The organism is Fervidicella metallireducens AeB (assembly GCF_000601455.1).
In the GTDB taxonomy this organism is placed as follows: Bacteria; Bacillota; Clostridia; order Clostridiales; family Caloramatoraceae; genus Fervidicella; species Fervidicella metallireducens.
On sequence record NZ_AZQP01000036.1, the window covers coordinates 1 to 19,694 of the forward strand.

A 19,694-nucleotide genomic window follows, 5' to 3' on the forward strand; every position below is an offset into this window, starting at 1 on the left:
CCATAGTAGTGTTACAATATATTTCGAACATAAAATACAAAACATGACAGGAAATTTGTAATATAAAATTTAAAATTTGTTAATATAAGGGAAAAAATTAATAAAAATTAACAAAATAATTCAAAAAACAACATTCTTGAATATATATTAAGAAATATTTATATTTAAATAAAAAGTGCTGTAGCACTAACATTTTTAGTTGTTAGTGCTACAGCCTTAATAATGATTTTATTTACCTACAACACTGATTTCTTTGAAGAGTACAGCTGGTGAATAGCCAATTGAATAGAATATAGCATCCATTGGTTCTAATCTTGTACCCATAGCGGATATATTTTTAAATGTTTCATAAATATTGCCAGCAACCATTGCATCCATAACCTTGCCGGTAAACCTGCCATTTTCTATCAGATATCCGCATGAAATATTTAATGAGCATTCTCCAGCAACCATATTTCCTGTATGAGCACCCATAACACTATCTACATATATGCCTCTTTCTATTCCTTTAATTAAATCATCATCAGGAACATTTAATCCACTAATTAACATATTGGTAGAATCAATGGAAGGGGCATCCTCAATATCCTGAGAAAAAAGCGTTCTTTTAAAACTGTTTCCAGTAGCTTAAGACCTAATTTCTTGCCATCTGAGTAACCAACAAGGTAGTTTTTCAAGACTCCATTTTCAACAAGTGTTGTGTCATTTGTTGAATATCCTTCATCATCAAATGGACAGCTTCTAAGCCCCATCTCCAATCTGCCATTATCCTTTATGGTAACACCATCAGCAAATATTTGATGGTTTAATTTATCGTGAAGTGGAGAGATTTTTTTAACTATATTTTCTCCCTTTACTCCTGAAAGAAGTCTCAGCATTAAAGAACCCATAGCTTTACCGCTGAAAATAACCGGTATTTTATCTGTTTTAATATGTATCCTGTTTTGTGATATTTTGTGCTCATGTATAATATTTTCAATTTCAGCTTCGGAAAAAGACCTGAAGTCAGCTGCTTCTATATATTTATGAACTTCAGTAAAACCCTTGGAAGTTCTAGTAGAAATGGATAAGGCATAATTAGTACTATCATAGCTGTAATCAAAACCATTTGAGTTAGTAATCTGAGTATTTTTAACGTTTTTTACAATATGTATATCTGGAATTATATCTTGAGATAGTTTAGCAAAAACATTAATAATTTTTTGACCTTCATAAATCATTTCTTCAGTGGTAAGATTTTTAACCCTAGGGTCAAAACAACTGATCTTTTCAGGCTTTTTACTTGCAAATTCTATGGCTTCACATTTTTGATATCTGTTAGAAATCAGTGCCCTGTCTATAATTGATTCATCATTAGTTGATGTTGAAACAGCACTTCCCATATTGTTATCCTTTATAAGTCTTAAGGCTATCTCAGTAGTATTTTTCCCAGTTACTCCCTGAACCTTCCCCTGAATAAGTCCAAGGGATAATTGGTATTCTTCTTTTTTAAACAGTTCAGCAGCATCACATTTTTTTAGGGCTTTATCTAGTAAATTTCTCATTTTATTTACCTCCTATTGCCATGGATTTGATTTTGATTGGAGCAGAGCCTTTACCGGAGGAAACGAGTATTTGACCACTTTTACCGCAGCCTCCAACCCTTGAGAAAGTTACTTCATTTCCAATCATTTCAATGTTATGTAGTGTTTCGAAAAGATTTCCACTAAGAGCAATATCTCTTACCATTTCACATAGCTTACCATTTCGAATAATATATCCACCCTGAACGGCAAAGGTAAATGCCTCACCAGAGGTCTGTCCACCAGCAGAACCAAAGAGATAAATTCCATAATCAATGGATTTTATCATGTCCTCAATATTATCAGTACCTTTATCAATATAAATATTTCCCATTCTTACAATAGGTGTAAAGTTAAAATCCTTAGCCCTTGCATGACCAGTTGGGATTTCATTGGTTTCTTCAGCAGTTTCTCTGGAATGAAGTCTTCCAGAAAGAAATCCATTCTTTATTAAATAAGTTCTAGTACCCTTAACACCTTCATCATCATAAATATAGCTTCCTGGGTTACCTTCCATAGATGGATCATCTATTACGTTTAAAATATCCCTACCAAATCTGGTTCCAAGTGTCATTGTTTTCTTTAGACTTGGGCTTCCAAGGAGGTTATCAGCTTCACTTAAATGTCCAAATGCTTCATGTATAAATAATCCACCAACATCACTATCAAGTATAACGTCGTAGATTCCTCCAGTTACAGGAGCTGCAGATAAAAGATTAACAGTTTCCCTGGCTTTAGCAAGAACAAATTCTTCTTTGTCTAAAAGCTCATGAAAACTTTGATTTCCCCCAAAGGAAAGACGTGTTTGCTGAGTGATATCTCCTTTTTGAGATGTTATGAAAAATTTCATACCACAGATAAGTTCTTCTTGTTCTATTACTGTACCTTCATTGTTTACAAATATTTTATCTGAGAATTGTTCATAGTAATCTGCTGTTACAGTTGCAATACCTTCATAATCCATCAGAATATTACAGTATTTTAAAAGTAATTCCTTTTTATCATCTATGGAAATCTGTCTAGGATCAGTTTTGGGCTCAACAGTGATTTTGTCTTGAATAACAGGAGTTTTTGCTAATTTTTTATTGCCAGGAATGAGTCTACTTGCTCTAATACATTCTTCAAGAGCCATCGAGGCATCATCGATATTATTAAAAGAAAACGTTCCAAAACCTCCTCCTAAAAGGCATCTGGCATGTCCACCGGATTTAGTGATAACACTCACTTCTTTTACATCTCTGTCCTTTACAACTATCGATGTTTTATTCAATTTCTGATATCTTAAATCCTGATAGCCTTCTTTCGTTAAGGCATTCAATAATAGATTTCTGTCCATATTAACCCCCCTTTGAAATATTGATTAAGTTCATACTTAATTTTAAGAATATTAATAAAATTACTAACAATTATATAGTAACATACAAGAAATAAGTAAGCAAAATGAATTTACAGAAATGGAATATAATATATATATTTTAGAAAAATTTTAAGGAGTGAAAGTATTGGCTGTTAAAAAAGGGTTTATTCAGCCAAGTAATCCAACAGATGATGAAAGAAATAATATGTTGAAAATAGCATTGAAAGAGGTTAATAGAGAGGAGGATTTTAACAATATAATAAAAAATTTATCTTTGCCTGAGGAAATAAAAAGTATTAATAGTTTTGGAAATTTTCATGGTATAAAAGTTGCTGTAATAGGAGGAGGGCTTGCAGGTTTAGCTTCTTCCTTTGAACTGAGAAAATTAGGATTTGATATCACTTTATTTGAAGCTAATGAAGACAGAATAGGTGGAAGGGCATATACCTATTACTTTGATAAACAGAAAAAGTTATATGGTGAATTAGGAGCAATGAGAATACCTATAGCCCATGAAAGTGTCTGGCATTATATTAATCTTTTCGGGCTTAAAACAAGACCCTTTGTACAAAATAATCCCAATGCATTTATATATATAAGAAATACAAGGGTAAGAAATGATCCAAAGGGAAAAAATGTAATGGACAAGATTTATCCAAAATTTAAACTCTATCCATGGGAAAGAGCTCTCCCATGGCAAAAATTGCTTAGTTATGGTCTTTTAACACCACTGGAAAAAATGTCCCCAGACATAAGACAAGAAATATTACAGATTAAAAAGAAATATTCATTTCCTATTGAATATTGGACTGGGCTTGGTATCAGGCAGGTTCTTGAACAAATGGGTTTAAGTCAGGGAGCTATTCAATTAATATCAAGTGTAGTTCCATATGCTGGTCAGTTTTATAATAACAGCTATTTTGAAATTCTTCAGGAGGAATACCCTGTTGATTTTTCTTATATGTATGAGATAGTAGGTGGAACATCCAATCTGCCCCAAGCATTTTTAAACTCATTACTTTCAACAAAGCCTAAGGAATATGGCAATATCGATGTCAGCAAGATAGGAAAATTTAATTTTAAAAAAGGCAGCAGGGTAATTGGAATATATGAAATGAATAGTAAGGACAAAGTTGCAATAAAGTATCACTCAAGTTCTTCAAATGAAGTAAAGAGTGAGAACTTTGATTTTGTAATATGTACAATACCTTTTTCAAGTCTTAGAACTGTTGATATTTATCCTATGTTTAGCACAAAAAAAATGCAGGCAATTAAGGAAGTAAGTTATTCTACTGCACAAAAAACTTTGTTTTTATGTAATAGGAGATTCTGGGAAGAGGGAGACGAAAATGAAAGAATTTTAGGTGGTGGTTCTTTTTCGGATTTACCTATAACAAGTATCTGGTATCCCTCAGATCATGCAGAAATTAAAGGTAATAAGGAAATATACTATAAAGAGCCAGGTGTATTATTAGCATCATATGCCTATGCACAGGATGGAATCAGGCTTGGTAATCTGGAGGAGAAACTGCGTATTAAATTGATAAAAAGACAAATTGAAGAAATTCATGGATTACCTGAGGGTTATATGGATAGAATAGTAGAAGAACATGTTACTATAGAATGGAATAAAGAAAGATATTTTTACGGTGGTTTTTGTTATTTTATGCCACATCAGTTAAGGTTATTTATTTACAACTTATCAAAAGCAGAATATAATAACAAAGTTTATTTTGCAGGAGAACACATTTCAACATGCCATGGCTGGATGCAGGGTGCAGTTTATTCTGGAGTTAAGGCAGCACTGGATTTGATAAATTATTGTAAAAAAAGATTTGGCATATAGAAATTTTAAACAGTCTGAATGATTATTAACGATTGACAATCATATCTTCTACTTCTATAATCAAACTGAAAGATGCAAAATAAATTTAAATAGAGTGAATTGTCAGGAGAATTAAAGTATGAACAAAGTGAAAAAATTAAAAAATGCTATTTATGAAGAAATAAATACAAGAAATCTGCAAATTATAAACCAGAAGGAGATAATGCATCCTTTACTTAAGGAACTAATGACATTTAATGTTATTTTTTAAACAATGGTATGAGTGAGACTTGTAATATAACTGGATTTGAGAATGAAGAAAGGGCGTGTTGCTTTATATTGGAAATAACAGGCAACATGAAATTCGATGAAAAATTATGTAAGGATGTCTTAAAGGAATATGCAATAGAATATAAAGATATAAAGGACGGCGAGAAAATAATTAAGATTTCTAGATGGTTTAATGATAATGGAGATATAAGGGTAAAGGATATATTTAATTGCATTATATAATATTTTTATAGGGGTGTCCCATCAGCAGTTAAAAATGCTAATGGGATACAACTTTATGTTTTTATTTAAACATACTAAAGTCCCAAGTTATTTATATGAGCAACTGTATTAACAAGTGAAAAAATGATTAAGGAAGCTAAATCAGCCGTTGTGCTGTCCAGATCAAATCTTGGTGAAACTTCACAGATATCAAAGCTGACAGTTTTGTTTGAACGCAGAATATGTTTCAGGAATTTCAAAACTCTCTCAGGATCAAGACCTAGGGGTTGGGTTGCACTTACACCAGGTGCATAGGATGTAGAAAAAACATCAGTACATATTGTTACATAAATGTGATCCTGGAGTTTTATAAAATCGTCAAGCTTCTCAAGTACACTCCAATTATCGCTGTCTATTATATCCTTAGCCAGTATGTAGTTAACTCCAAGACGATCAGCAGTTTTAAATAAATCAACTGTATTGCTGTGTTTCTGAATACCGATGCAGAAGTAGGAGTAATCTAAATTCTTTTCCTTGCAGATATCAGCGATTTGTCTAAACATTGTTCCAGAATTACCACCCTCTGGATATGGTCTGAGATCAAAATGGGCGTCAAAATTTATAATCCCAATTTTTGGCTTATCTGTTTTCTTTGCTAGATAATTCAGTATACCTGAGTAATTTCCAAAGGCTGTTTCATGCCCACCGCCTAATATAATTGGAAAAAGATTTAGGCTTAAAATTTTTTCAACAGCAGCCGCAAGTAGAGTTTGGCTTTCTTCAAGTGAAATATTTTCACTGAGAATATCTCCAGCATCAAATAGTAGAACATCCTTTGTAAAGTCACAAGGTAGGTTAGCCATTTCCTTTCTGATGCTTTGAGGACCGTTTGCAGCTCCAGTTCTTCCTTTATTTCGTCTAACGCCTTCATCACAGCAGAAACCTAGAAATGCAAAGCCTAGCTTATCCTTTAGAGGTATCAGGTTTTCATCCCTTAAATCAAGGGGTTTTACCCATTGATGCCATCTGAAGGCATCATAATTATCTAAACTGTCAATCCTTCCATACCATGTGGAATCATTTATAGCTCTGTAATTTTTATTAAACATGTTGCCCTCCTAGTTTTGATGTATATTTTATAATAGTATATTATTTTTATACATTTTCTTCAACTTAAGTTAAATACCATAATTTGTTACATTTGTTTAAAATCATTAAATATATTATAATATTAGTGAATTATGTTATTTAATCATAAGTTTCAATCAAAATATAGGTTGTTTTGTAATACATAAATAATGGAGAGGAAGTGACATAAAAATTGGAACATATAGAAACTGATGTATATAAAAATAGGTGGATTATTTTATCTGTGGTTATCATCATGCCTTTTATGGCATGTCTTGATAGTAGCATAGTAAATGTAGCACTGCCAGTTATGGCAAAGCGTCTTTCTGCATCCATGGCATCCATTGAAGAAGTTGTTACAAGTTATTTGATAGTAATATCAGCAACTATACTTTTCTTTGGCAGACTTGGAGATATAAAAGGAAAAACAAATGTGTTTAAATATGGATTTATTTTATTTTCACTGGGGTCCTTATTATGCGGTATATCAACTAACTTAAAGTTCCTAGTGATTTCAAGAATCGTTCAGGGAATAGGTGCTGCTATGACAATGGCTACCAGCCAGGGAATAATAACTCATGTTTTCCCCGTTAATGAAAGGGGGAGGGCGTTGGGAATATCTGCCACATTTGTAGCCTTAGGCACCTTGGTTGGACCTCCATTGGGAGGATATTTAATTACATATTTTAGCTGGCAATATATCTTTTTAATAAATGTACCAATTGGGGTGATTGCTTTTATTTTTGCACTAAAATTTCTCCCAAGAGGGGAAATCAATGAAAATCAAAGCTTAGATATTAAAGGTGCATTGTTATTCTCTATTTTTATAGTTTTATTGTTTTGGGGGCTGATTACAGGTCAAAGAACAGGATATGACGTTAAAGTAAACCTAGGTTTATCTGCAGCACTGATTTCTTTTGTGCTATTTATAATAATAGAGAAGAGAACCGAAACCCCAATGGTTGATTTATCAATTTTTAAAAATAATACATTTTCCATAAATGTATTTTGTGCCTTTGTCTCCTTTTTAGGAATAAGCAGTGTGAATATAATTCAACCATTTTATCTTCAATATGTACTTAAAATAACACCTGCAAAAACTGGTACAATACTTATGGTTTATCCAGTTATACTGAGTATAGTGGCACCCCTCAGCGGATATTTATCTGATAAAATTGGAAGTAAAATTCTTACTCTTGTGGGACTGGCAATAACAACTATTGGACTTTTTTCTTTAACAAGGTTATGGGAGGGAAGTAGAATATCATATATTGTTTTTGTAATAGCTATTCTGGGTTTAGGAAATGGATTATTTCAGTCCCCTAATAATTCACTTGTTATGTCATCAGTTCCAAGAAATAAGCTTGGTATAGCAGGGGGAATAAATGCATTGATTAGAAATCTTGGATTTGTATTTGGTGTTTCCCTTTCAACCTCAATATTGTATAACAGAATGAGCTATAAAATAGGATATAAGGTATTAAATTATGTTGATGGAAGAGAAGATGCCTTTGTATATGGGATGAAATATGTGTATTATACAACAGCCGTAATTTGTTTGGTGGGTTTTTTAACTTCACTTTACAGTAAAATTGAAAGGATAAAAAAATAATAAAATTAAGATTTAAAGATGGATGTATTATAAAACGAAAAGGTGCTGTAGCATTAGTAACAAAAAATTCTAAGCTACAGCCCTTTTCAATGATATTAAATATGAAGGGATTTAATTAGTCTTTTACTATACCGTAGGATTTTGTTTTAGAGTCCATAAAAATTGGGAGCCTAGGAGGATTAAAAGTAAATATTATAAAGGAAGCTAATTGTAATATAATAAAGACTATGCTGATTAGAGAAATTGATTTTGGGAAGCTTTTTCTGCACATGAATTTATAGCTTATTATTTGACATAAAATACAACCTGCAACATAAAGGGAGATATCTAAAATTAAAATAGAATGTCCTGCTATTGATGTATATAAATAGAAAAGAAGTACGATTATTAAATTAAAAACAATAATCCCAGAAGCTTTAGCAATGAAATAATTATTTGCATAATTTTTTAAATTGGGATATTCAAATATAGAAAATATTAAAAGTGATGTAAATCCAAGTTTCAGATGTTCCCAGACACTTTCGTTAACAGGGGTTAATGCTCCAACAATTAAAGAATAATTTGACCATTCAAAGGCAAAATGCAACAGTGATCCTACTAGTATTAAAAAAGCTGTACCCCAAAGATGCCATTTTAAAATTTTTTTATTGTCTACATTATTAATCAATAAAAAACACCTCCCATGGGAATTATATCCTTTATTTTAAAATTTAATCTCATTAATAATTATATGATTAAGAAGATAAATTTAATATTAGGATTTTAACCTATACAGAAAAATTAAAACAGCCCAGATGGAGAATTATTTCCATTTAGACTGTCTTAAAATATCAGATTTATTGAAAGAAATTATTTTTAAGCAAAATTAAATACATGATTTTGTGAATAGTTTGTAATATGTGTTGTTACATTGATTCAAGCCTTTTTTTCAAAACAAAAAGGTGTCCTTTAGAAGCATCTCTTAGCTTAGTAAAAACCTCTCGAACATCATCGGGGATTTCTTCCAACAAAAATCTTTCATACATTTCTATGTTCTCAATCTCTGCTTCAACACCTAGATCAAGGGAATGAATAAAATTTCCAGGTGAATCCAGATGTCTATGGGCTTCATCTACTGGAATTTGGAAGTTATACTTTTCAAAAAGACCTTTTAACCAATTAATATGATTAACTTCGGAATTAATAATATTTGGAAAGGGCTTTTCATCACCAAACTGGCTTATGGCTATTTCATATTCCTGCCTTGCAAGATATTCATCTTCAATAGCATATTTCAGCATTTTCTCTAAGGTCAGGCTGTTATCTGATTTTGCAGCTTTAGCTCCATACAACATAATAAAACCTCCTATACAATGTTAAATGTATTTTTCCTCACAGATTTCTCTGTAATTGCATTGGCAGCATTTAAAATTTCCGGGCTGGACAGGAAACTTGTCAATGGTCATAGGTATGTTTAACTCAGGGTTAATCAGATAGCCTTTCATTTCTTCTATGCTTTTAAAAATTTTATCCTTTATCTTTTCAATTTTAGTTTCGTCTACATTCATAACAAAAGTTTCCCCTGATAACAAATATTCAATCCTAAGTTCAATTTTTTCAAAGGGAACATTATAAATTTTATTAACATAAACTGCATAAATCAATAATTGATCCTCAATTGAATCTGACTCCTGACCTGTTTTCCAGTCAACAACAACCCATTTACCATCATCACTTATAAATAAAAGGTCTATTATAGCAAATATCTTATTTTCTTCCAGTGTCATGTAGTTTAAATTTTCATCCAGTTCTATAATTTTTATGTTCTTTCTATGTATTATTTCTTTAAAGCTTCTTGAGTTTAAAAAATTTGTTATACAGGATTCAATACGACCTTTTATTTCTTCAACCCTGCCAGATGGAAGTGCATTATAATAATACATTTCATGCAGCATAGTTTGTTTTTTAGGAGAGAATATCCATGAACTTTTATTTTTTGAATCTTTGTAAGCAGTGTTAAGGTTGTTCCTTATGGTATTAATCAATACTCCCTTATCAGGGAGTTTATTATTTTCAATGTATTCTGCTATGGAGTTCTTTGCAATTTGGTGTAGAGATTCTCCAAAGATGAGGTATAAATTTTTCATCTGTTTCAATCTATATACAGTTTTAGTAAACTCATCGGAATCATGAAGCCATCCGTTATGAGAAGCATAGTAATTATAATAATACATTCTTGGACAATCTTTAAAAACGTCGTCACGTGTTTTTGACCATGACCATTCAGGGTAAGGTCTGATTTCAAAAGCCATAAATTACCTCCAAAAACTTGTTTTTCTTTTAATGATATCATGTATTCAGGTTTCTATAAATATTTTAATAAATAAAAGTTGTGTTGAATAACATATAGACATTAGTGTAAGATAAAATTAAGATATTTTTTGAAGGGAGAATTATTATGGGGTATGCTCATCAGATCGATTATAAAATTTATGGGGATGATATGCAGTTTGTAGAGATTGAACTAGATCCACAGGAAAGCGTTATTGCAGAGGCTGGAGCAATGATGATGATGTCACAGGGAATACAGATGCAGACAATATTTGGTGATGGTTCAGGTCAGGATAATCAAGGTGGATTTATGGGAAAACTCTTTGGTGCCGGGAAAAGAATACTAACTGGGGAAAGTTTGTTTATGACTATGTTTACTAATATGGGATATGGAAAGCAGCAGGTTTCCTTTGCAGCACCTTATCCTGGGAAAATAATACCACTGGACCTTGCACAGTATGGCGGCAGGGTTATATGTCAAAGAGATGCTTTTTTATGTGCAGCCAAAGGTGTTTCAGTTTCTATAGATTTCAGAAAAAAGCTTGGGGTAGGCTTCTTCGGTGGAGAAGGTTTTATCATGCAGAGGCTTGAAGGCGATGGATTAGCATTTGCCCATGCAGGTGGGACTATAATCAAAAAAGAATTAATGCCAGGAGAAACTTTAAGGGTTGATACAGGTTGTCTTGTTGCTATGACAGGAAGTGTTCATTATGATATACAATATGTTGGCAACGTAAAGACTGCATTTTTCGGCGGAGAAGGTCTGTTTTTTGCAACCTTAACTGGACCAGGTTCTGTTTGGATACAGTCTCTTCCATTTAGCAGATTAGCAGATAGAATATTTCATGCAATGCCTCATACAGGTGGAGTAAGAAAAGATGAGGGCGGAGTATTAGATGTTTTAGGTGGAATTGGAAATCTCTTTGATGGAGATTAATTTAATTCAACAGGAGTTATTTATTTAAATACAATAGTGTATTTTTATGTAAATCTAAACTAAATCCTAATATAATAGAATTTAATGCCCATAATTCTTTATCAGCATAAAATAGATTTTTACTATGTTAAAATAGTTTAAATTTGGCTGAGGAATTATGGGCTTTAAAATTTTATTTAATTTGTTATATAATATATATTTGTAATATGATTTTTTCTGATGATTAGGCAAATAATAACATTATAAATTAAGCAAGAATAAAAAATGCAACAGGAAAGGATGAAATAGATAGTGAAAAAGGCAGTAGTGCTATTATCAGGCGGATTAGATTCAACAACAGCAGTATATTTAGCAAAATCACAGGGATATGAAGTCTATGCAATATCCTTTGATTATGGTCAAAGGCAGAAAAAGGAGCTTGAATCGGCTCAAAAAGTTGCCTTGGCTGCGGGAGTAAAGGAACATATTGTAGTAAAGACAAATATGAATGCATGGGGGGGCTCTGCACTAACAGATACAAATATAGATGTGCCTTTAGGGGATGAAAATAGAAAGGAGATACCAGTTACCTATGTCCCAGCAAGAAACATGATATTTCTATCCTTTGCGGCTTCTTATGCAGAGGTTATTGGAGCACAGGATATTTTTATTGGGGTAAGTGAAGTTGACTATTCTGGATATGTTGATTGCAGAAAAGAATTTATTGTTGCAATGGAAGCAGCGATTAATCTTGGTACTGTCTGTGCTGCAGAGCATGGCAAGAATATAAAGATTCATGCCCCTTTTATGAATATGACAAAGGCAGATGAAATTAGGCTTGGCATGGATTTAGGTGTAGATTACAGCCTTACCTGGACTTGCTATAGAGGAGAAGAATCAGCATGTGGTGAATGTGACAGCTGCATTTTAAGATTAAAAGCTTTTAAAGAAGCAGGCTATATAGATCCAATTCCATATGCTAAGAAAGCTTAAGGAGGCTTTTAAATGGACAATATTTCAGTTACAAAGGAATTTACATGGGATATGGCACATATGCTTGCTCATCATGAGGGAATGTGTCAGAATCTTCATGGGCATACCTATAAGATGCAGGTTGAAATTGTAAGGTTTACTGGAAATTTAATTAAAGGATCAGATCCTTCGAAGGGCATGGTTTTGGATTTTAAAGATTTAAAAGATATTGTAAATGAGAGAATAGTTAAAGAACTGGATCATGCCTTTATGTATTGGGTAAATTCACCAGACAAAACAGAACATGAAATAGCAAGAATACTAATAGAGAGCGGTAAGAAGGTAGTAAAGGTGGATTATAGACCAACTGCTGAAGAAATGGCATTGAATTTTTTAAGAATTTTGAGGGATGAGTTTAAAAAGTTTGATGTTGATGTAAAAAGTGTAAAGGTATGGGAAACGCCTACAAGTTATGCCAAGGCATGGTAGGAGGAAAAAAATGAAACTAAATGATTTTATGAAGGAAAAGATACCAGTTGTTGAGATTTTTACTAGTATATCAGGAGAAGGCATAACTGCAGGAGAGGTTGTGACATTTATAAGGACAGCAGGTTGTAATTTAAGATGCAGTTATTGTGATACAACATACAGCTATGATGAATTTAGCGATGAAAATCAATTATTAACTCCAGTTGAAATATTAGATAGAATTACTGAAATTGGGGTTAAAGAAATTATATGCACAGGCGGCGAACCATTGGAAATAGGTAAATCTAAAAGATATTTACCACTATATTTAGCTGACAAGGGTTTTAAGGTGAGAATAGAAACTAATGGCAGCTGCCCAGTTTACAATAAAACGGAAATAATTAATTTCACAGGTGATAACAAAATACCAAACTTGTTTTATGTATTGGACATTAAATCACCTAGCTCTGGAATGAGCAGGTTTAATATTTTTGAGGATAACTTAAGGAAATTAAGAAAAGGTGATGAGTTGAAGTTTGTTGTTGGTGACAGCAATGATATTGACTATGCTCTTAAGGTAATAGAAAAATATAAAAACTTGTTAGCAAATGGAGAGGTAATTATCAATTTTTCCCCTGTATTTAACAGGATTGAAGCAGGAGAAATTGTTGAAATGTTAAAGAGACATTATAGCTATTTCATACAAAATGGACTAAAGGTTAGACTTAGTCTGCAGATACATAAGTTTATATGGCCTCCTGAAAAGAGGGGGGTATAAACTTTAAGAAAAACTCCTTCCTGGTGATATTAAATTAAATTTAATTATCACGAGAAAGAGTTTTTTTACAGATTTGCTATTAAAAACATTGTTTTAAGTCCCATTGAAGTAAATTTAGTCTCATACTCTGTCATAATGTTATTTTTAAAGTCACTTTTGTGTAAATCATAAGTCAAATAACTTATAGAAAAACCACATTCCTTAAAATATTCCTGGGAGTCATTAAATAGATCTGTATCATCAGTTTTAAACCAGATTTGTGCTCCAGGCTTTAAAAATTTCTTATATCTGTTTAGAAAAACAGTGTGAGTTAATCTTCTTTTGTTATGTCTTAGTTTTGGCCAAGGATTACAGAAATTGATGTAAATTCTTGAAATCTCGTTTTTATCAAATACATTTTCAATAAATGCAATTTCCATTGGAATAAGTTTAATATTATTTACTTCTTTGTTTTCTCTTTTAAATTTTTCTTCAACAGTGCGTTTAGCAGCTACTAAAACCTCATCCTTAAGATCAATACCAATATAATTAATATCAGGATTATTTATGGCGTTTTCTGAAATAAACTTTCCTCTGCCACAACCTAATTCCAAATAAATATCATTATTGTTGCCAAAAACTTGGAGCCATCTGCCCTTAAAATCATACTGGTTTGTAACTACAAAGCTGCAGGCTTCAAGCTCAGGTCTTGCCCAATGTTTTTTCCTAAGTCTCATAATAATCCTCCTAATTTTTTATACCTTAAGATTATATAGCAATTAATGAGAAATTGCTATTATATTTTAATTTTAGTTAAGTGGATTATTATTGGGAAAATTACTTTTATCTTCTTGGAATTTTTTCTTCTTAGTATGTTTCTCCTTTACCTTCTTAGGCGTATTGTTCTTTTTATCTTTAGGTTCTTGTGATTTTTCATTATAATCAATAGATTCTATATAATTATCGTGCTCTTGTTTATTTACAGGTTCTTTTTTGTTAATTTTATTTTCAAAATACTCTTTGGGCTTTTTTTGATTTTCTAAATCCTTTGATTCAGCTTTGTTATCCTTCTCGTTTTCGATTTTTAGCTTAATATTATGTTTATTTACTTCTTCTTTTAGCTTATCGACATTTATTTTATTGTTCTTCTTTTTTGTCTCAATGCTAACTTTTATTTCTTTATTATTATTTGGATTTTTATCAGGTACAGATGCTTTGTTATTCAATTTTTCAGATTCTTGAAGGAGAATTGTAAGGCCATTACTTAATTTTTTATTTTTTATGTCAATAGATTTAACTAATTTTTCCCCTGATTTATCAAGGGGAGTTACTTTTACTATTCTATCCCACCTGTTAGTCTCAAGTTTAATTTTGGTGCTTCCGTTGTATATAATAGAGGTTACTGGCTTATTATAGGCATATGCTCCTGTGCCCAATGTGATTACAAAAAGGAATGAGGCTGCTGCAATTGCATATTTGTATATTGGAACTGCTTGTACAGCTTCACCAGTAAAAATTTCTCCAATCTGTGGAGTAAGATGGCCAATTTTAATTTTTTCAAAGGCACCATCCTTAGTCATTACGTAGGCATGTTTACCCTTTATTTTCATTACTATACCAGTTTTATTTTTCATCTTTCTCACCTACTTTTATATCAAGATAAGATTTAATATATGGATAATTATCACTTGACAATATAATTATCAGAGTTAACAGATATCTTCGCCATTTTTCAATAAATTTTCTATTTGCCCCGGTAAGGAGAAGGATTTCTTTAATAGGTAATATTTTTTTTCTTTCGATTTTTTCAACAATATTTTTTTCAGATGAACATCTGTATGCTATATTTAAAACATTCTCCCTTGTATCTCTATGTGATGGAGATGATTTTACAATATCATCAAAGGTCAATTTATATTTAGAAAGTTCACGTATTAGCATAGCTATTTCTTCAGCTCTTTGTTTATTTTCTTGTTCCTTTTCGTACTCATCAATTGAAATCCGAGTTTCTATTTTATTAAACTCATCATTGTCTTCGTTGCTAAATGTAAGATAAGCATTTTTGCTGCATTTTCTAAAAAAATCTATAAGGGCATTCTTTATTGCAACCTTTGCAAAAACTAAGAAATTTCCCTTTGATTCGTTATATTTATCACAGGCATTATTAAATGCAATTAACGCAATGCTTAATTCATCATCGTTTTCCCAGGAAAGTCTTTTTTTACAAACGTTGCTTGCAGCATTATATATAAATCCTTTATTTTCTTCGATAAATAGATTTCTGTCCTTTTCCAAACGCATTAGAAATGGAGCACCACCTTTCTTAAATGGTATACGTATATTATCACAGGATTAAAGGGGGGGATAAATACAAAATTTTTGGTAATAGAGGAAGTTAATATTTTATTGCAGTCCCCCCTTAAGATTTATTGAAGTTCGTATATATAGATGAAAAGAAAATAAAAGATTTGGAGGTTGAAAAAATGAAGAGAATAGCACTTTTATTAGCAGCGATATTTTTTACAGCAAATATCAATATTAAGGTTTTTGCTGAGGAAACATCAACTTTGAAGGATCAGGCAGGCATAACCCCTGACAGCATTTTGTATCCAATTGACAAGGCATTAGATGATTTAAAGATAAGTATTTCAACAACTGAAGAGAAAAAAGTAGAAGCAATCACAGATGTAGCACAGGAAAGATTAGGAGAAAGTCAGGTGTTGATTGAAAAAGGGAAAGAAGATATTGCAAACACTTCAATTGATGAATATAAGCAGAAAATTAATGAAGCTGTAGAAGTAATAGAAAATGTTAATAATACAACAAATGATGAAAAAGCAGAAAAAGATATTGATAAAATTGGAAGCATAGTATTGAGTAAACAAGAAAAAGCAATAGAAGTTTTAAAGGAAATACAAAATAAAGTAGGAGAAGAAAGTAAGGAATCAATAACAAAGGTAATAGAAATGCAAGTGGCAAAAAAGGAAGCTGTAAAAAATATGGTGCAAAAAAGGCATGAGCTAAACATATCAAGACAAGCTATGCAACAGGCAAAAATTGAGCTTGAAAAAGCAATTAAGACTGGTAATGATGATTTAATAAATAAAGCTCGAGAAAGTTTATTAGCTAAGGAAGAGCTTTTTAATGGGGCAAAGGATGAGTTAAAAAAATCTCAGGAAGCAAAAAAGAATATAAATAATATAAATAAGGAATTAAAGAAAGAAGCCGTAAAAGATATAAAAGAAGAAGCAAAGAAAAAAACAATTACAAAGGAAGAAAAGAAGAGAGCAATTCAAGCAATAAATGTTGTTTCAAAAACAAAAAATGAAAAGAAGGAACATAAGGTAAAGGAAATTAGAAAAACAAAATTGAAAGGAAAGGCAGAAAAGCTTTATAATGATACTGAGGAAAAAATGAATGAAACTTATAATAATTGATCAAACTGGCTGCTTTTAGCAGCCTTAAACTATTTACAAAGATATGTATTATAGAATGTCATGAATAATTGCACAAGTTTTAGGTCATTTCATCAAGTAAGTCTAAATTTTTCTTTATTTTAAAAATCCTTACCCTCGGCAGTCGACATCCGTGTCTCCGGCCTCGGCTCAGCACGTCCATGAGCTGAATTACAGGATTTTTAAAAGCCGAAAAATAAGACTAACTATGATTCATGACAGAGACTATCTGCAATTATTCATGACAATTTTGTAACTTTTGTTTATAAATAATGTGTGTAAATAATCTGAGGCTGCTTTTAGCAGCCTGTTAGTATTTTGAAATATCAGTGATTAATTAGGAAACAGGAGATAAACTTAAATAATGCAAGATTTGTTATAAAAATATTCTAAAAGGAAAAATTACAGGATTATATGAGTTGACATTTAAAATAAAAAATATTTACAATTTTCAGAAATTATGAGATAATACAAAATAAATTAATAAAAAATTTATATGAAATTAATAAATTGTTAAAAAATTTGAATTCTAAAATTTAGAAAATTGCTGCTGAGTATTATTTTATATATAAAATAATTATTATAATACACAAAGCAGTATTTTTATAATTTTTAAAAAGGGGGAACAAAAAATGACAACGAAGCCAAAAGTCAAAAGAGAGGCAAAATTATGGGAAGCACTTATACCAGTAGTATTTACTATTGCACTCTTAATGTATGCTGTTCTGCCATTCTTTAAAGTTGAGCAGGAGGTTCATATTCCTTTAATTTTAGGTGCTTTAGTAGCTGCTTTGGTAGCTGTTACAAGACTAGGTTATACATGGGCAGAGATAGAGGAAGGAATAATCAGCAGTATTTCAGGAACTATGCAAGCCATAATAATACTTGCAATTATTGGTATGATAATAGGAACATGGATATTAGGTGGTATAGTTCCTACACTTATATATTATGGTTTGAAAATAATTTCTCCTGGATTCTTCCTTGTAGCTTCTTGTATATTATGTTGTATTGTATCACTTTCTACAGGAAGTTCTTGGACAACTGCTGGTACAGTAGGTATAGCACTAATGGGTGTTGCAGCAGGACTTGGAATTCCAGCAGCTATGGCAGCAGGTGCAATCATATCAGGTGCTTATTTTGGGGATAAGATGTCACCACTTTCAGATACAACAAACCTTGCACCAGCTATGGCAGGAGCAACACTCTTTGACCACGTAAAACACATGGTTTATACAACAGGAGTAAGTTTGGTTATAGCTTTAATTGGTTTTGCAGTGCTAGGAGCTGGCTTTGCAGGAAAAGAATTAGATACAACAAAAATAAATGCCTTACTTGACTTGATGAGCAAGAATTTTAATATTAGTCCTCTTTTACTTATAGTGCCACTAATAGTTATAATTATGGTTGCTAAAAAGGTTCCAGCTATACCTGGATTATTCACAGGTACCCTTTTAGGTGGAGCTGTTGCAATGATATTCCAGAACAAGACATTTGCTCAGGTTTTAGATGCAATGCAAAATGGGGTTGTTTCAAATACTGGAAATGAAATATTAGACAAATTACTTACTAGAGGCGGATATCAAAGTATGATGTGGACAATCTCACTTATACTTGCAGCTTTAACCTTTGGTGGTATACTCGAAAAAACTGGTATGCTTGAAACGATAGCAAAAAGGGTTTTAGTTTATGCAAAGAGTACAGGCTCCTTAGTAACAGCAACAATATTAACATCTATATTCACAAATGTACTTGCAGGTGATCAATATCTTTCAATAGTTCTTCCTGGTAAAATGTATAAAGAAGAGTTCCATAAGAGAGGTTTAGCACCAAGAAATCTTTCAAGATGTCTTGAAGATGCAGGAACTTTAACATCTCCACTGGTTCCATGGAACACATGTGGTGCTACAATGTCAACTTATTTAGGAATTCCAACTATAGAATATATACCATACTGTTTCTTAAATCTTGTAAACCCAATAGTTTCAATAATATATGGATTTACAGGAATAACGATGATGAAATTAGAGGATGACCCTTCAGCACCAGAATATAAAGGTGTTAAAAAAACATTAAATTCATAAAGTAAAAAGAAACACTGCTTTAAGTAGTGTTTCTTTTTATTTACATATTTTTTAGTATTTCTTTATGTTTATTACTTACATTTGTTAGGATTTGAGTTTTAAGATCATCACTATTTTCAACAAAGGATAAAGGAACTTTTGCTGCCATGTTAAAATTAATATCAAGATTTGTATTTCCTTCATCCTGTGAAACAATCTTGACTATATCCTCAAAACTAAGATTTGCTTTAATCCCTCTTACGCCTTTTTTCTTTGGCCATTTTTTTCTTACAAAAGCATATAGTAGAGATCTTTCATCGTCGATACCGTGGAGAGCACAAAAAGCTATATCTTTAAAGTAAATTGTATTAACATAAAAGGGTTTATAGATTTTGATTTTTTCATCATCCAATGTTATTTTTAGAATAATACCTTTATAAACCATAAATGTAACTGGAATAAAAATAAAAAATAGAACAACCTTTGCTGTTAAATTAGTAATAAAAGTAGTATTTACTATTAATATTAATAAACAAACTATAAAGGTAATACTGAGATTTTTGATTGAGTCTTTTTTACCGTTGTAGATTATCATTGTATTCCCCCGCATATATAAAAGTTATTAAGTATATTATATGAAAATTAAAAAAATTCTGCAATGAATAAAATTAATAATTTATAGACAAACTTATTCTAAATGAAATATAAGTATTGTATAAAAAGTTAACTTATTATTTTCATTTAATTAGGTTGAGAATAAAAATAATTTAGGGTATA

General features: G+C 31.4%; 21 protein-coding genes. 10 read left to right on the forward strand and 11 right to left on the reverse strand.

From position 1 onward, the window contains the following. Window positions 1-228: 228 nt before the first annotated feature. From Q428_RS16380 to Q428_RS10470, 3 genes are read right to left on the reverse strand one after another with little or no spacing between them, the layout of a single operon-like run. Entirely contained in the window at window positions 229-585 is a 357-nt protein-coding gene (locus tag Q428_RS16380) for a metallopeptidase TldD-related protein (RefSeq protein ID WP_341349036.1), read from the reverse strand. After that, on the reverse strand, window positions 546-1,544 hold the full coding sequence (locus Q428_RS16385) for a TldD/PmbA family protein (RefSeq protein WP_035380721.1): 999 nt from the start codon (window positions 1,542-1,544) through the stop codon (window positions 546-548). The genes Q428_RS16380 and Q428_RS16385 overlap by 40 nt, the downstream gene beginning before the upstream one ends. Before the next feature lies 1 nt (window position 1,545). Further along, the gene (locus Q428_RS10470; protein WP_035380723.1) at window positions 1,546-2,898 is read right to left on the reverse strand and encodes a TldD/PmbA family protein; all 1,353 of its coding nucleotides are present in this window, start codon (window positions 2,896-2,898) and stop codon (window positions 1,546-1,548) included. Window positions 2,899-3,124: 226 nt separating this feature from the next. Between Q428_RS10470 and Q428_RS10475 the strand changes: the two genes are divergently transcribed. The 3 genes from Q428_RS10475 to Q428_RS10480 all read left to right on the forward strand — a co-directional run bounded on the left by Q428_RS10475 (window position 3,125) and on the right by Q428_RS10480 (window position 5,257). Continuing rightward, window positions 3,125-4,765, forward strand: a complete 1,641-nt coding sequence (locus Q428_RS10475) for a flavin monoamine oxidase family protein (protein ID WP_051515123.1) — start codon at window positions 3,125-3,127, stop codon at window positions 4,763-4,765. A 118-nt stretch (window positions 4,766-4,883) separates the two neighbouring features. Next, window positions 4,884-5,015 carry a hypothetical protein gene (locus Q428_RS16390; RefSeq protein WP_278244901.1) on the forward strand — a complete coding sequence of 44 codons (132 nt, stop codon included), beginning with the start codon at window positions 4,884-4,886 and terminating at the stop codon, window positions 5,013-5,015. An 8-nt stretch (window positions 5,016-5,023) separates the two neighbouring features. Further along, entirely contained in the window at window positions 5,024-5,257 is a 234-nt protein-coding gene (locus Q428_RS10480) for a hypothetical protein (RefSeq protein ID WP_035380727.1), read from the forward strand. Window positions 5,258-5,331: 74 nt separating this feature from the next. On the opposite strand, the gene hutG is transcribed toward Q428_RS10480, so the two are convergent. Beyond that, the gene (gene hutG / locus Q428_RS10485) at window positions 5,332-6,345 is read right to left on the reverse strand and encodes a formimidoylglutamase (RefSeq protein ID WP_035380729.1); all 1,014 of its coding nucleotides are present in this window, start codon (window positions 6,343-6,345) and stop codon (window positions 5,332-5,334) included. Window positions 6,346-6,557: 212 nt separating this feature from the next. On the opposite strand from hutG, the gene Q428_RS10490 reads away from it, so the two are divergent. Then, window positions 6,558-7,976 (forward strand): MFS transporter, encoded by a 1,419-nt coding sequence (locus Q428_RS10490; protein ID WP_035380731.1) that lies wholly within the window; start codon window positions 6,558-6,560, stop codon window positions 7,974-7,976. Between the two features lie 115 nt (window positions 7,977-8,091). Here Q428_RS10490 and Q428_RS10495 read toward each other — a convergent pair whose 3' ends face one another. The 3 genes from Q428_RS10495 to Q428_RS10505 form a co-directional block, all read right to left on the reverse strand. Then, on the reverse strand, window positions 8,092-8,643 hold the full coding sequence (locus tag Q428_RS10495) for a DUF6512 family protein (RefSeq protein ID WP_035380733.1): 552 nt from the start codon (window positions 8,641-8,643) through the stop codon (window positions 8,092-8,094). Window positions 8,644-8,881: 238 nt separating this feature from the next. Beyond that, entirely contained in the window at window positions 8,882-9,310 is a 429-nt protein-coding gene (locus tag Q428_RS10500) for a ferritin-like domain-containing protein (protein ID WP_051515117.1), read from the reverse strand. A 21-nt stretch (window positions 9,311-9,331) separates the two neighbouring features. Further along, entirely contained in the window at window positions 9,332-10,267 is a 936-nt protein-coding gene (locus tag Q428_RS10505) for a PD-(D/E)XK nuclease family protein (protein ID WP_035380735.1), read from the reverse strand. A 146-nt stretch (window positions 10,268-10,413) separates the two neighbouring features. Here Q428_RS10505 and Q428_RS10510 point away from each other — a divergent pair, with 146 nt between their 5' ends. The 4 genes from Q428_RS10510 to Q428_RS10525 all read left to right on the forward strand — a co-directional run bounded on the left by Q428_RS10510 (window position 10,414) and on the right by Q428_RS10525 (window position 13,420). Further along, window positions 10,414-11,223, forward strand: coding sequence for a TIGR00266 family protein (locus tag Q428_RS10510; protein ID WP_035380737.1), 810 nt, complete (start codon window positions 10,414-10,416; stop codon window positions 11,221-11,223). Between the two features lie 291 nt (window positions 11,224-11,514). After that, window positions 11,515-12,195: a 7-cyano-7-deazaguanine synthase QueC gene (queC, locus tag Q428_RS10515; protein ID WP_035380739.1), complete on the forward strand. Its 681-nt coding sequence runs from the start codon at window positions 11,515-11,517 to the stop codon at window positions 12,193-12,195. Window positions 12,196-12,207: 12 nt separating this feature from the next. Further along, window positions 12,208-12,663, forward strand: coding sequence for a 6-pyruvoyl trahydropterin synthase family protein (locus tag Q428_RS10520; protein WP_035380740.1), 456 nt, complete (start codon window positions 12,208-12,210; stop codon window positions 12,661-12,663). A 10-nt stretch (window positions 12,664-12,673) separates the two neighbouring features. Further along, a complete protein-coding gene (locus tag Q428_RS10525; RefSeq protein WP_051515118.1) occupies window positions 12,674-13,420 on the forward strand; it encodes a radical SAM protein in 747 nt (248 codons plus the stop codon). 65 nt (window positions 13,421-13,485) lie between these two features. Here the strand turns inward: Q428_RS10525 and trmB are convergent, their stop codons facing one another. The 3 genes from trmB to Q428_RS10540 all read right to left on the reverse strand — a co-directional run bounded on the left by trmB (window position 13,486) and on the right by Q428_RS10540 (window position 15,694). Continuing rightward, entirely contained in the window at window positions 13,486-14,136 is a 651-nt protein-coding gene (gene trmB / locus Q428_RS10530; RefSeq protein WP_035380741.1) for a tRNA (guanosine(46)-N7)-methyltransferase TrmB, read from the reverse strand. Between the two features lie 72 nt (window positions 14,137-14,208). Beyond that, complete coding sequence (locus Q428_RS10535; RefSeq protein WP_035380742.1) at window positions 14,209-15,033, reverse strand: anti-sigma factor domain-containing protein; 825 nt, start codon at window positions 15,031-15,033, stop codon at window positions 14,209-14,211. Then, complete coding sequence (locus tag Q428_RS10540) at window positions 15,023-15,694, reverse strand: sigma factor (RefSeq protein WP_423219594.1); 672 nt, start codon at window positions 15,692-15,694, stop codon at window positions 15,023-15,025. The genes Q428_RS10535 and Q428_RS10540 overlap by 11 nt, the downstream gene beginning before the upstream one ends. 188 nt (window positions 15,695-15,882) lie before the next feature. Here Q428_RS10540 and Q428_RS10545 point away from each other — a divergent pair, with 188 nt between their 5' ends. Continuing rightward, entirely contained in the window at window positions 15,883-16,836 is a 954-nt protein-coding gene (locus tag Q428_RS10545; protein ID WP_051515119.1) for a DUF5667 domain-containing protein, read from the forward strand. Window positions 16,837-17,486: 650 nt separating this feature from the next. Next, on the forward strand, window positions 17,487-18,938 hold the full coding sequence (nhaC, locus tag Q428_RS10550; RefSeq protein ID WP_035380745.1) for a Na+/H+ antiporter NhaC: 1,452 nt from the start codon (window positions 17,487-17,489) through the stop codon (window positions 18,936-18,938). A gap of 40 nt (window positions 18,939-18,978) precedes the next feature. Here nhaC and Q428_RS10555 read toward each other — a convergent pair whose 3' ends face one another. After that, window positions 18,979-19,512 carry a hypothetical protein gene (locus tag Q428_RS10555; protein WP_035380746.1) on the reverse strand — a complete coding sequence of 178 codons (534 nt, stop codon included), beginning with the start codon at window positions 19,510-19,512 and terminating at the stop codon, window positions 18,979-18,981. Window positions 19,513-19,694: the final 182 nt, after the last annotated feature.

What these genes read in the sequence shown, in the direction of transcription:
- Q428_RS16390 (WP_278244901.1), top strand. Translation starts at nt 4,884, where the DNA reads ATGAACAAAGTGAAAAAATTAAAAAATGCTATTTATGAAGAAATAAAT.
- Q428_RS10505 (WP_035380735.1), bottom strand. Translation starts at nt 10,267, where the DNA reads ATGGCTTTTGAAATCAGACCTTACCCTGAATGGTCATGGTCAAAAACA.
- trmB (WP_035380741.1), bottom strand. Translation starts at nt 14,136, where the DNA reads ATGAGACTTAGGAAAAAACATTGGGCAAGACCTGAGCTTGAAGCCTGC.
- nhaC (WP_035380745.1), top strand. Translation starts at nt 17,487, where the DNA reads ATGACAACGAAGCCAAAAGTCAAAAGAGAGGCAAAATTATGGGAAGCA.
- Q428_RS10535 (WP_035380742.1), bottom strand. Translation starts at nt 15,033, where the DNA reads ATGAAAAATAAAACTGGTATAGTAATGAAAATAAAGGGTAAACATGCC.
- Q428_RS16385 (WP_035380721.1), bottom strand. Translation starts at nt 1,544, where the DNA reads ATGAGAAATTTACTAGATAAAGCCCTAAAAAAATGTGATGCTGCTGAA.
- Q428_RS10510 (WP_035380737.1), top strand. Translation starts at nt 10,414, where the DNA reads ATGGGGTATGCTCATCAGATCGATTATAAAATTTATGGGGATGATATG.
- Q428_RS10545 (WP_051515119.1), top strand. Translation starts at nt 15,883, where the DNA reads ATGAAGAGAATAGCACTTTTATTAGCAGCGATATTTTTTACAGCAAAT.
- Q428_RS10480 (WP_035380727.1), top strand. Translation starts at nt 5,024, where the DNA reads ATGAGTGAGACTTGTAATATAACTGGATTTGAGAATGAAGAAAGGGCG.
- Q428_RS10500 (WP_051515117.1), bottom strand. Translation starts at nt 9,310, where the DNA reads ATGTTGTATGGAGCTAAAGCTGCAAAATCAGATAACAGCCTGACCTTA.
- Q428_RS10475 (WP_051515123.1), top strand. Translation starts at nt 3,125, where the DNA reads ATGTTGAAAATAGCATTGAAAGAGGTTAATAGAGAGGAGGATTTTAAC.
- Q428_RS10525 (WP_051515118.1), top strand. Translation starts at nt 12,674, where the DNA reads ATGAAACTAAATGATTTTATGAAGGAAAAGATACCAGTTGTTGAGATT.
- Q428_RS10470 (WP_035380723.1), bottom strand. Translation starts at nt 2,898, where the DNA reads ATGGACAGAAATCTATTATTGAATGCCTTAACGAAAGAAGGCTATCAG.
- Q428_RS10520 (WP_035380740.1), top strand. Translation starts at nt 12,208, where the DNA reads ATGGACAATATTTCAGTTACAAAGGAATTTACATGGGATATGGCACAT.
- hutG (WP_035380729.1), bottom strand. Translation starts at nt 6,345, where the DNA reads ATGTTTAATAAAAATTACAGAGCTATAAATGATTCCACATGGTATGGA.
- Q428_RS10555 (WP_035380746.1), bottom strand. Translation starts at nt 19,512, where the DNA reads ATGATAATCTACAACGGTAAAAAAGACTCAATCAAAAATCTCAGTATT.